Raw genomic sequence first — 11,007 nt, 5'->3', positions numbered from 1 at the left:
GATTGAGACGTCCACCGCTAGGCCATCCGATTGACGAGGAGGTGCGTGGACCGCTGGAGTCGCTGCCGGGTGCGCAACGCGTAGACGCCGTAGGCGACAGACGACGCGACCGCGGCGCCGAGCGCGCCGGCCCACGGGATGAGCAGAACGTACAGCACCACCGAAACCGACATGGTGACGAGGGCCACGGCGGTGGTGGCCTGCTCGCCCGCGCGCTTGAGCAGCGCCGCGCTCCACGTCTTGCCGGCCGACAGCGCCAGCGTCCCCGGTAGCAGGAGAAGCCCGAAGATCCAGGCGTCGTGGTAGTCGGGCGCCAGCACGCCGAGTACCGCCAGGCCGATCACGGCGAGCGCGGCGATCGGCAGCGCCGAGCGCACGACCTCGCGGCCGTGGTCGCCGATCGCGTCCGGGTCACGCTCGGCCAGGATCCGCTGCGCCCGTACCACCGCGCCGGACTGGGCGAACTCCAGCGCCGCCACCGCCAGCGCGAACACGCCGAGCGCGCCCGCGCCGGCGAACCGGGCCACCAGAACCTGACTCAGCCGGTACGTCAGCATCTGCGCGCACACCCCGACGTGCAGCCGGCCCACCGCGAGCAGGTCGGCGCGGTACTCCGTGCGCCCCGCCGTCGCCGCCGGCACCGGCCCGAACCGCCGCGCCCAGCCCAGCACCGCCACCCCGAGCACCGTCGCGGTGGCGACCTGCACACCAAGCCAGAGCACGCTCCACAGGCCACCGTCGAGCCGGTGGCCCAGCCAGAGCAGCCCGTACCCGGCCACCAGCACCGCGCCGCCGAGTGCCCGCATGGTGTAGACGAACCAGAACCGCTTGAGGCGCAGGCCGAGCGACGCAGCCGCGTTGAACACGGTGAGCGCGCAGCCCGCACCGATGCCGACCGGGTGGCTGCCCAGCCCGGCCAGCGTGGTCAGCAGCGCCGCGGCCAGCGCGGTCAGGCCGAGCGAGACGGTGAGGATGCCGGCGATCCACAGACGACCGCGCGACATGATCCAGCCGGCCGGACGGGACAGCAGGAACGTGTCCACTGACAGGCCGCCGAGTGCCGCGCCCACAGTGGCGCTCACCATGTTCGCCGCGAGTTCACCGCGTTCCGCAGCCGGCAACGTGACCGACACCAGCGCGGCGAGCCCGGTCAGGCCCAGGGCGGCCAGATAGAGACGCTCGGGGGAGACGATCCGCCGGACCCGGCCTAACACCCGGCGCCCAGGCGCCGGCGCCGGCCGCGAGCCGGCCACGCGGAATCCACTCGTCTTCCCCCAAGATGCGCGGATGTGTGCGGGCCTGTTCTACCCGACATGAGCGCCGTTGCGCAATGGACCCGGCGGGCGGGTACGCCCGCATCGGCCCGCCGCCGGTAGGGTGACGCGTCGTGGACCTCGCCCACTTCCGCGACACGATCGGCAGGCGGTGGCCGATCGTGCTGGCGCTGACACTGCTGTGCGGCGCGTTCACCGGGGTCCTCGCCGAACGGCGGCCGCCGGTCTACCGGGCCGAGACCCAGATGGTCGTCACGTTCGCCGCCGAGAAGTCGGCCGCGCCCCAGCCCCGCCCGCCGGCCGACGAGGCGGGCCGGTTGATGCAGCGGCGGGTCAAGACGTACGCCACCATGATGAACACGCCCCGGCTGACCCGCCCGGTGATCGACTCGCTCGGACTGCCGTACACCACCGACGACCTGGCCGGGCGCGTCGTCGCCTCGTCCACAGTGAACTCGCTGGCGATCGACGTGACGGTCACCGACCGGTCCGCCGGCACCGCCGCCGCGATCGCCGCCGCGCTCGCCGCCGAACTGCAACGGATCGCCGAGCGCGACCTGCCGCCCGCCGGGCTCGGGCTCAAGGCCCACGTCGCAGTGGTCCGGGCGGCCGCGCCGCCGCCGCGTTCCGAGCCGGTGCGGTGGCAGTCGTACGCCCTCGGCGGTGCGCTCGGCGGCCTGGCGCTCGGGGTCGGCATCGCGCTGGTGCTCGGCTACCGCCGGGCCGGCACTCCGGTGAGCGCGGACGTGCGGGCGCTCTGGACGACGACGGTGCGCCGTCCGGCCGGGGTGCCGGGTCAGACCGACGGCCGGGTCGCCGACGCTTCGGTGAAGGAGCGGCAGGCGTCGTAGCCGGGCAGCAGACCCGCGGCGCGCGCCTCGGCCAGCCGTGGCGCTGCCGCGTCCCGCTCGGACAGCAGCGGCGTCGCCGCCGGCCAGTCGATCCCGAGGTCCGGATCCAGCGGGTGCACCGTGTGCTCGGCCGCCGGGTTGTACGTGGCGGAGCAGAGGTAGCTGAGCGTCGCGTCGTCGGTGAGCGCGCAGAACCCGTGCCCCAGCCCTTCGGCCAGGTAGACGGCCCGCCGGTCGGTGTCGTCGAGGCGTACCGCCTCCCACCGGCCGTACGTCGGCGAGCCGGCCCGCACGTCCACCACCACGTCCAGCACCGCCCCGCGTACGCAGGTGACGTACTTGGCCTGGCCGGGCGGTACGTCGGCGAAGTGGATGCCGCGCACCACGCCCCGCGCCGAGACGGACAGGTTGGCCTGCGCCAGCCGCAGCGGACGGCCGACCGCTTCGGCGAGCCGGTCGAAGCGGTACCACTCCAGGAACAGGCCCCGCGCGTCGCCGTGCCGGCGCGGGGTCACCTCCCAGGCGCCCTCGATGCTCAGCGGACGGATCTTCACGACGCGCTCCCCGAACCGGACCGCTCGGCCAGCAGGCCCAGCAGGTATTCACCGTAACCGCTGCGCGTCAGCGGATGGGCCAGCATCCGCAGCCGCTCGTCGTCGATCAGCCCGGACCGCCAGGCGACCTCCTCGACACAGCCGATCTTCATGCCCTGGCGCTCCTCGATCACCCGGACGAACTCGGCGGCCTGCATCATCGACGTGAACGTGCCGGTGTCCAGCCAGGCGGTGCCCCGGTCGAGGACCGTCACCGTCAGTTCGCCCCACGCCCGGTACGTCTCGTTGATCGCGGTGATCTCCAGCTCGCCCCGGGCGCTCGGCGTCAGCTTGCGGGCGATGTCGACCACCCGGTTGTCGTAGAAGTAGAGGCCCGGCACCGCGTACCGGGACCGGGGACGGGCCGGCTTCTCCTCGATCGACAGCACCCGGCCGGCGTCGTCGAACTCGACCACGCCGTAGTCCTGCGGGTTGGCGACCGGGTACGCGAAGACCCGCCCACCGGCCGGTTCGCCGTGCTGCGCGAGCTGCCGTCCGAGCCCGACACCGTGGAAGATGTTGTCGCCGAGGATCAGCGCCACCGCCTCCTCGCCGACGAAGTCGGCGCCGAGCAGGAACGCCTGCGCGATGCCCTCCGGGCGGGGCTGCTCGGCGTACGTCAGGCGCAGGCCCCACTGGCTGCCGTCGCCGAGCAGCCGCTCGAACTGGGTGCGGTCCTCCGGTGTGGTCACCACCAGGATCTCCCGCACGCCGGCCATCACCAGAGTGGAGAGCGGGTAGTAGACCATCGGCTTGTCGAACACCGGCATCAGTTGCTTCGAGACGGCCCGGGTGATCGGCCAGAGCCGGGATCCGGTGCCACCGGCGAGAAGGATTCCGCGCACCCGCGGAGACTACCCGCGGTGCCGCCGCCCCCGTGGCCCGTCGACGTCCCGCCCGGGCTGCCGGTACAGCGTAGACTCCACCATCCGTGAGGATCCTCGTCACCGGCGGCGCCGGCTTCATCGGGTCGGAGTACGTGCGGATGCTGCTGGGCGTGCCCGGCGGCGACGCGGCCGGGGTACCGGTCGAGGACCCGGCCGCGCTGACCGTGCTGGACAAGCTCACCTACTCCGGCAACCTGGCGAACCTGGCACCGGTACGCGACGACCCCCGGCTGCGCTTCGTCCGCGGCGACATCTGCGATCCGGCGCTGGTCGACGAGGTGGTGCCGGGCCACGACGTGATCGTCCACTTCGCCGCCGAGTCGCACGTGGACCGTTCGATAACCGGCGCGGCCCCGTTCGTCACCACGAACGTGCTCGGCACCCAGACGCTGCTGGACGCCGCGCTGCGGCACGGCATCAGCCGGTTCGTGCACGTCTCGACCGACGAGGTGTACGGCTCGATCGACTCCGGCTCGTGGACGGAGGACTGGCCGCTGGCGCCGAACTCGCCGTACTCGGCGTCGAAGGCCGGGTCTGACCTGCTGGCGTTGTCCTACCACCGCACCCACGGCCTGGACGTCGTGGTGACCCGCTGCTCCAACAACTACGGGCCGTACCAGTTCCCGGAGAAGGTCGTCCCGCTGTTCGTGACCAACCTGCTCGACGGCGGCACCGTCCCGCTCTACGGCGACGGCGGCAACGTCCGGGACTGGCTGCACGTGCACGACCACTGCCGGGGCGTGGCGATGGTGCAGGAGAAGGGTCGGGCCGGCGAGGTCTACCACATCGGCGGCGGCACCGAGCTGACCAACCGGCAGCTCACCGAGCGGCTCCTGGCGGCGTGCGGCGCGGGCTGGGACCGGGTCGTGCCGGTCACCGACCGCAAGGGCCACGACCGCCGCTACTCGCTGGACATCGGCAAGATCAGTAGCGAGCTGGGGTACGCCCCGAGCATCGACCTCGACCGGGGCCTGGCCGAGACGGTCCGCTGGTACCGGGACAACCGGGCCTGGTGGGAGCCGTTGAAGACGGCCGGCCCCGAATGACCCGGATCCTGGTCACCGGCGCGGGCGGGATGCTCGGGCGGGACCTGCTCGCCGTGCTGCGGACCCGGCCGGACCTGTCCGTCACCGCCGCCGGCCGCGCCGACCTCGACGTCACCGACGCGCACGCGGTCCGGGACGCGGTGGGCGGCCACGACGTGGTGCTCAACGCCGCCGCGTGGACCGACGTGGACGGAGCCGAGACCCGCGAGCGGGACGCCACAGCCGTGAACGGCGACGCGGTCGCCGCGCTGGCCCACGCCTGTGCCGGGTCCGGCGCGCGCCTCGTGCACGTCTCCACCGACTACGTGTTCGCAGGCGACGCCACCGAGCCGTACCCGGAGGACGCCCCGACCGGCCCGGTGAACGCGTACGGGCGCAGCAAGCTCGCCGGGGAGCGGGCGGTGGCCCGGCTGCTGCCGGAGACCGGGTACGTGGTGCGTACCGCCTGGCTCTACGCCACCCACGGGCACAACTTCGTCACCACCATGCTGCGGCTGGCAGCCGAACGCGACCGGCTCGACGTGGTGGACGACCAGCGCGGCCAGCCCACCTGGTCGTACCGGTTCGCGGAGCGTCTCGTGGCGCTCGCCGACGCGGCGCTCGCCGGCGACGCGGCACCCGGGACGTACCACGGCACCGCCGCCGGCGAGACCACCTGGTACGGCCTGGCCCGCGCCGTCTTCGCCCTGCGTGGTCTCGACCCGGACCGGGTCCGGCCGACCACGAGCGACCGCTTCCCGCGCCCTGCACCGCGCCCCCGGTACGGCGTGCTGGCGCACGGCCGCTGGGCGGCGGCGAAGCTGCCGCCGCCGGGCCACTGGCGGGCGGACCTGGCGCAGGCGCTGACCGGCGACCGCGGCTAGCGGCCGCCGCCCCGGAAGACCTCGGTGACGGTACGCAGCACGATCTTGATGTCGAGCCAGAGCGACCAGTTCTCGACGTAGTAGTTGTCGAACCGCGCCCGGTCCGAGATCGGCGTGTCCCCGCGCAGCCCACTGACCTGAGCGAGCCCGGTGAGTCCGACCGGTACGCGGTGCCGCATCGCGTACCTCGGGTATTCCATGGAGAACTTCTCCACGAAGTACGGCCGCTCCGGCCGGGGCCCCACCACGCTCATCTCGCCGCGCAGGATGTTCCACAGCTGCGGCAGCTCGTCCAGCGAGGTCCGCCGCATGAACCGCCCGATCGGGCCGACCCGCTCGTCGTGCGCGATCGACCAGGTGGTCTGCGACTCGAGCTCGTCGGCCGGGCGCATCGACCGGAACTTGATCACGTGGAACGGCTTGCCGTACCGGCCGATGCGCTCCTGACGGAAGAACACGCCCCGGCCGCCGTCGAGGAACGTGGCGACGACGCAGAGCAGCAGCAGCGGGCTCAGGACCAGCAGGGCGGTCACCGCGAACACCACGTCGGAGGCGCGCTTGAGCCGCCACCGGGGACCGGTGAGCGTGGTGTCGCCGATCTTGACGATCGGGATGGCGCCGATGTGGTCCGGGTAGCCGCCCTGCGACCGCGACCCCCACAGGCGCGGCACCGCCCACAGGTCACAGCGCGAACTGGCCGGACGCAGCAGCGACTCCATCAGGTCGGCCTCGGAGCAGTCCGGGTCCGCGATGACCAGGACCTCGCACTCCAGCATCTCGGCGAGCTTCTCCAGGTCGTCGATCGTGCCGATGAGCGGCAACGCGCCGATCCGCGGCCGCGACGGGGCGTCGACAGCGCCGACGAACCGCAGCCCGTACTGCGGGTAGCGCCGCAGCAGCCGGGCCAGCTCGCCGCCGATCGGCCCGCCGCCGATGACTATGGCGTTGTGCTCCACCCACCGGCGCTTGCGGGCCAGCAGGATGAGCCGGCTGTTCAGCGCCCGCCCGACGATCACCAGGCCGGCGGAGAGCGCGACGCCGCGCATGAACCCGCTGACGTACGGCACCGAGTCGTGCCGCAGCGCCGCGATGATCGCTCCCACCGCGCCGGAGGCCAGTAACCGGCCGCCGAGGCTCGGCAGTTCGTCCAGGATGCTGATGTGCCGGCGCGGCCGGTAGAGCCCGCCCGCGGCGAACAGGCCCACGGTGAGCGCGGCGTTGAACAACGTGCCACGCCAGTAGTTCTGGGTCAGCAGCAGCGGCGTGAGCAGCGCCGCGACGTCGATGGGCGCGGTCACCATCCAGGCCCGCAACCATCGGGTACGCGTCGATGCCCGCGACCCCGCGTACGGCAGCACCGTGGTCGTGTCCATGCCGCTGTCCATCGGCCTGTTCATGGCCACACCGGACGGCGGCGCAGACGGATGCTCGAACGCCGGCAGGCGTGGCATGGTCGATCCTCCCCCGTGACGCCGCCGGCCCGGATACAGAGACCGACGGCGATCGCAGGATACGAGCGACCCCGCCCCGCCGCCAGCACCGGCATGGCAGATCGACGTCCTACTTTCCGCTGATGGCGAGGATCTCGGGGACCGAGTCGCGGCGCACCGCGTCGAACAGCGTCTTCGAGCGCGCCGGATCGGGGAACACGACGCTCTCGCTGCCGACCCGGCCGGTGCCCTTGACCGGGCAGGTGAAGAACGTGAGGTTGCCGCCGCGCAGGCCCCGCATCTCCATCGCCAGATCCACCAGCGACAGTGACTTGTCGACGGCAACCGAGTCGGACGTGGCACGGACGAACGAGTTGAGCTTGGCCGGGTTGGTCATCACACCGCCCGAGGCGGCCTTGTCCAGAATCGCCTTGATCACCTGCTGCTGGTGCCGGATCCGCGCGAAGTCGCCGTCCGGGAAGGCGTGCCGCTCCCGCGCGTAGTCCAGCGCGGCGGCCCCGTCCATCGTCTGCCGGCCCTTCTCGAAGGTCCGCGTGCCGATCAGCGAGTACTTCGTGGTGAAGCCCTTCTCCACGTCGATCTCGACACCGCCGAGCGCGTCGATGATCTCCTTGAAGCCGGCGAAGTCGACCATCGCCACGTTGTCCACCCGTACGCCGCTGAACTTCTCCACCGTCTGCACCATCAGCGGCACACCGCCCCAGGCGTACGCGGCATTGATCTTCGCGTCGCGACCGCCGCGGCCCTCCTTCGACTTCGGGACGGCCGTCCAGGTGTCGCGGGGGATCGAGATGAGCTGGGCGCTCGACCGGTCCTTCGGCAGGTGGGCCAGGATGATCGTGTCGCTGCGCGAGCCGCCGGTGCTCTCCGGGTCGCGGGAGTCACTGCCCAGGATCATGATGTTCATGGCGCCCTTGGCCTCGACCTGCGGGCGCGACTCCTCGGGCACGCCCTCGAAGGCGTCGACCCGCTCGATCGACTTGTCGACCGAGCGGTAGTAGAGGCCGCCGGCCAGGGCGGTGCCGCCGCTCAGCAGCACCACCACGAGCAGCACGATCAGGGCGATCCGCCGGCCCCGGCGGCGCCGGGGCCGCTCCTCCTCCGCGGGCCCGCCCGGCTCCACATCGGAGCCCTGCGCGCGCGGGTCGGAATCGGTGAGCTGGTGGCGATCTGACATGCCGCGATGCTACTGAGTCACGTCGTACCGTGTGGACCCGCGCCCGGACGGTGACGCCCCCGGCGGCGCGCGGCCACCGGAGCGAGGTGGCCGGTTCCGGGCCTTGCCGCCGGGTGGCCGCCGGATCGATGATGGTGAGGAATGCCACATCGACCGAGGAGTCGAGATGCAGGTTATCCACCAACCGCGGGTGGCGTGGGACGCCGCCCGGGTCATCGGCGGGGCGATCCACGACGAGCACCTGTTCGGCTGGCTGCGCGGCGAACTCGGCGCCCTGATGGGCCCCGCCGCGGCGGTGGCCCTGGACGAGACCCGTGACCGGGTCCGCTGGGCCGGCGACGCCCGGCTGCCGGTCGAGACCGGCGTCTGGCGGGTCCGTCTGGAGGACTCGCTGCGGCAGGACCCCGACCTCGCCGGCGGGCTGGCCGGTGTCGTCTCCACCGCCCGTACGCTGCGCCCGGTTTAGCTTTCGCTTAGCTCGCTTGTCCGGCGGCACGTCGGTCCGGCAGCATCGACCGGCGTGACCGACGGCACCGCACCCCACCCGCCGACAGCCGGCGACCCGCCCGGACCCGCCGCCCCGGACGGTCGTCGCCGCGCCGCCACGCGCCGTCGCCGCCTGGCCGCCGCCGGTCTGGTCACAGTCGCCGCCGCGGTCGCGGTGACCCTCGCGGTACGCGGAGGCGCCGCCCCCGCCTGCGCCGCCCCGCCCGTCGGCGGCGCGACGCACAGCGGCAAGGCCACCTTCTACGACTCCGAGGGCGCCGGCGGCAACTGCTCCCGGCCCGCCGCGCCCGCCGACCGGATGTACGTCGCGCTCGGCCCGAGCGAGTACGCCTCCGGCGCCTCCTGCGGCGGCTTCCTCGACGTCACCGGTCCACGCGGCACCGTCCGGGTGCTGGTGATGGACCAGTGCCCGGAGTGCGCGCCCGGTCACCTCGACCTCTCCGCCGAGGCGTTCGCCCGGATCGCCGACCCGGTACAGGGGGTGGTGAAGGTCAGCTACCGCGCGGTGGTGAACCCGAGGCTGTCCGGCCCGCTCACCTTCCGCATGAAGGAGGGCTCGTCGCAGTGGTGGTTCGCCGTCCTGGTCGGTGACCACGGCAACCCGTTGCGCTCGGTCGAGGTGCGGCAGAACGGTTCGTGGCGGGCGGCGCAGCGGCAGGACTACAACTACTGGCTGATCGCGTCCGGGGCCGGTCCCGGCCCGTACGAGATCCGGGTCACCGACGTGTACGGCCACCGCGCGACAGCAACTGGTATCCGGATGCTCCCCGGCCAGGTGCAGCGCAGCAAGACGCGCATGTACGGCGCCGATCCCGCCACCCCCAGACCCACCCCGAAGAAGCCGACCCCCACACCCAGGACCCCCACCCCCAGCCCTCCGACCTCCCTCACGACGTCGCCCACCCCCGACGCCCCCACCTCAGCCGCAACGGAACCCCTGGTGCAGGCAGCCGCCGCCCCTCCCACCCAGGCGCCCTGCTCCTGACCCGCCCAGGGCTCCTGCCGAGCCCTCAACTCGCCGATCTTGCACTCGCGGCCCTCGACCTGCCCTGGATGCGGCTTTTGCGGGGGCGGAAAGTGCAAGATCGACGGGGCAGGGCAGGGCGGGGCGGGGGCGGGTCAGGGGGCGGTGGGGAGGTCGAGCCACATGAGGATCTCGTCACGGGCGTCGGTGGGGGACAGGCGCAGCGCGGCAGGGAGGCGGCCGATCTCGCGGTAGCCGAGGCGCTTGTAGAAGCCGTCCAGGCCCAGGCCGTCGCGGACCGTCACGTGCAGCGCCGCCAGGCCGAGCCCTCGGGCGATCCGTTCGGCCTCGCGCATCAGCGCCGCGCCGTGGCCGCGTCCCTGCGTGTCCGGGTGCACCATGACGCGCTTGAGCACCCGCCAGTGCGTCTTGAGGTGGAACCGGTTGTCGGCGATGACCAGCACCGCGACCAGCTTCTCGCCCTCGTAGCCGGCGAGCAGCCGGTCCGGCCCGTCCGCCACCTCGTCGAGCGTGGAGGTGGCGAGCGGGCGTACCTCGTCCGCGGTCACCGGGGCGACGAAGCCGACGGCGCCGCCGGCGTTCGTCACGTCCACCCAGAGCGCGATGATCTGTTCGCGCAGCTCGGGGGTCAGGTCGGGGTCGAGTACGAAACGCAGGTCCACGACGCCATCCTGCGCGTGGCGACGCGGCCCGGACCCGCGTTCGTGATGCGGGTGACACCGCTGATGGTGCGGGAGGGGGGTTTCGAACCCCCACGTCCTCTCGGACACAGGCTCCTAAGGCCTGCGCGTCTGCCGTTCCGCCACTCCCGCCGACCCGCTGAGTTTAGAGTGTCGCGCCGGAGCCGTGTGTACTCCGGGCCGCGACCGGGGCGTGCCGCGCGACGACCTCAGTCGAGGCCGAGGTCGCGGCGCAGCTTGGCGACGTGGCCGGTGGCCCGCACGTTGTAGAACGCCTGCTCGATCTTGCCGTCCTCGTCCACCACGAACGTCGAGCGGATCACGCCGGTGACCGTGCGGCCGTACATCTGCTTCTCGCCGAACGCGCCGTACGCGGTCAGCACCGCCTTGTCCTCGTCGGAGACCAGCGGGAACGTGATGGCATCCCGGTCGCGGAACTTGGCGAGTTTCGCGGGCTTGTCCGGCGAGATGCCCACCACCTCATAGCCGGCGGCCTGGAGGGAGGCGAGCGAGTCCCGGAAGTCACACGCCTGCTTCGTGCAGCCGGGCGTCATGGCGGCCGGGTACGCGTACAGGATGACCTTGCGGCCGCGCAGGCCGGCCAGGGACAGCGTGCCGCCGTCGTCGGTGGGGAGGGTGAACTCGGGGGCGGGGTCGCCGGGCTTGAGGCGGTCGGTCATGGCGGTGACGATA

General features: G+C 72.8%; 12 protein-coding genes and 1 tRNA gene. 5 read left to right on the top strand and 8 right to left on the bottom strand.

Annotated elements, in window-relative coordinates:
* Nucleotides 1-17: 17 nt before the first annotated feature.
* A complete protein-coding gene (locus FHX31_RS24135) occupies nucleotides 18-1,253 on the bottom strand; it encodes a lipopolysaccharide biosynthesis protein (protein WP_013284376.1) in 1,236 nt (411 codons plus the stop codon).
* A gap of 134 nt (nucleotides 1,254-1,387) precedes the next feature.
* Between FHX31_RS24135 and FHX31_RS24130 the strand changes: the two genes are divergently transcribed.
* Nucleotides 1,388-2,125, top strand: coding sequence for a YveK family protein (locus tag FHX31_RS24130; protein WP_184977222.1), 738 nt, complete (start codon nucleotides 1,388-1,390; stop codon nucleotides 2,123-2,125).
* Here FHX31_RS24130 and rfbC read toward each other — a convergent pair.
* Together rfbC and rfbA are read right to left on the bottom strand one after the other, a co-directional pair.
* The gene (gene rfbC, locus FHX31_RS24125) at nucleotides 2,071-2,679 is read right to left on the bottom strand and encodes a dTDP-4-dehydrorhamnose 3,5-epimerase (protein ID WP_184977221.1); all 609 of its coding nucleotides are present in this window, start codon (nucleotides 2,677-2,679) and stop codon (nucleotides 2,071-2,073) included. The two genes, FHX31_RS24130 and rfbC, sit on opposite strands and share 55 nt — an antisense overlap.
* Complete coding sequence (gene rfbA, locus FHX31_RS24120; protein ID WP_013284379.1) at nucleotides 2,676-3,563, bottom strand: glucose-1-phosphate thymidylyltransferase RfbA; 888 nt, start codon at nucleotides 3,561-3,563, stop codon at nucleotides 2,676-2,678. The genes rfbC and rfbA overlap by 4 nt, the downstream gene beginning before the upstream one ends.
* A gap of 86 nt (nucleotides 3,564-3,649) precedes the next feature.
* Between rfbA and rfbB the strand changes: the two genes are divergently transcribed.
* Both rfbB and rfbD read left to right on the top strand, forming a co-directional pair.
* On the top strand, nucleotides 3,650-4,651 hold the full coding sequence (gene rfbB, locus FHX31_RS24115; RefSeq protein ID WP_047892390.1) for a dTDP-glucose 4,6-dehydratase: 1,002 nt from the start codon (nucleotides 3,650-3,652) through the stop codon (nucleotides 4,649-4,651).
* Nucleotides 4,648-5,514, top strand: coding sequence for a dTDP-4-dehydrorhamnose reductase (gene rfbD, locus FHX31_RS24110; protein ID WP_145755030.1), 867 nt, complete (start codon nucleotides 4,648-4,650; stop codon nucleotides 5,512-5,514). The genes rfbB and rfbD overlap by 4 nt, the downstream gene beginning before the upstream one ends.
* On the opposite strand, the gene FHX31_RS24105 is transcribed toward rfbD, so the two are convergent.
* Entirely contained in the window at nucleotides 5,511-6,965 is a 1,455-nt protein-coding gene (locus FHX31_RS24105; RefSeq protein ID WP_036310515.1) for a sugar transferase, read from the bottom strand. The genes rfbD and FHX31_RS24105 overlap by 4 nt on opposite strands.
* Before the next feature lie 109 nt (nucleotides 6,966-7,074).
* Entirely contained in the window at nucleotides 7,075-8,142 is a 1,068-nt protein-coding gene (locus FHX31_RS24100; RefSeq protein ID WP_013284383.1) for an LCP family protein, read from the bottom strand.
* Nucleotides 8,143-8,308: 166 nt separating this feature from the next.
* Here FHX31_RS24100 and FHX31_RS24095 point away from each other — a divergent pair, with 166 nt between their 5' ends.
* Complete coding sequence (locus FHX31_RS24095; RefSeq protein ID WP_013474253.1) at nucleotides 8,309-8,608, top strand: hypothetical protein; 300 nt, start codon at nucleotides 8,309-8,311, stop codon at nucleotides 8,606-8,608.
* Between the two features lie 54 nt (nucleotides 8,609-8,662).
* A complete protein-coding gene (locus FHX31_RS24090; RefSeq protein ID WP_184977220.1) occupies nucleotides 8,663-9,634 on the top strand; it encodes an expansin EXLX1 family cellulose-binding protein in 972 nt (323 codons plus the stop codon).
* Between the two features lie 134 nt (nucleotides 9,635-9,768).
* Here FHX31_RS24090 and FHX31_RS24085 read toward each other — a convergent pair whose 3' ends face one another.
* The 3 genes from FHX31_RS24085 to bcp form a co-directional block, all read right to left on the bottom strand.
* On the bottom strand, nucleotides 9,769-10,296 hold the full coding sequence (locus FHX31_RS24085; RefSeq protein ID WP_013284386.1) for a GNAT family N-acetyltransferase: 528 nt from the start codon (nucleotides 10,294-10,296) through the stop codon (nucleotides 9,769-9,771).
* 64 nt (nucleotides 10,297-10,360) lie between these two features.
* Nucleotides 10,361-10,446, bottom strand: a tRNA-Leu gene (locus FHX31_RS24080).
* Between the two features lie 77 nt (nucleotides 10,447-10,523).
* Nucleotides 10,524-10,994, bottom strand: a complete 471-nt coding sequence (gene bcp, locus FHX31_RS24075; protein ID WP_013474255.1) for a thioredoxin-dependent thiol peroxidase — start codon at nucleotides 10,992-10,994, stop codon at nucleotides 10,524-10,526.
* Nucleotides 10,995-11,007 lie beyond the last annotated feature (13 nt).

Source organism: Micromonospora sp. CNZ286 (assembly GCF_014207755.1).
The sequence above is the reverse complement of the archived record's forward strand: the minus strand, read 5'-3'. Positions and strand labels throughout refer to the sequence as shown.

Excerpts from the sequence above, each read along its gene's own strand:
- bcp (WP_013474255.1), bottom strand. The coding sequence starts at position 10,994 with ATGACCGACCGCCTCAAGCCCGGCGACCCCGCCCCCGAGTTCACCCTC.
- rfbD (WP_145755030.1), top strand. The coding sequence starts at position 4,648 with ATGACCCGGATCCTGGTCACCGGCGCGGGCGGGATGCTCGGGCGGGAC.
- FHX31_RS24105 (WP_036310515.1), bottom strand. The coding sequence starts at position 6,965 with ATGCCACGCCTGCCGGCGTTCGAGCATCCGTCTGCGCCGCCGTCCGGT.
- FHX31_RS24095 (WP_013474253.1), top strand. The coding sequence starts at position 8,309 with ATGCAGGTTATCCACCAACCGCGGGTGGCGTGGGACGCCGCCCGGGTC.
- FHX31_RS24100 (WP_013284383.1), bottom strand. The coding sequence starts at position 8,142 with ATGTCAGATCGCCACCAGCTCACCGATTCCGACCCGCGCGCGCAGGGC.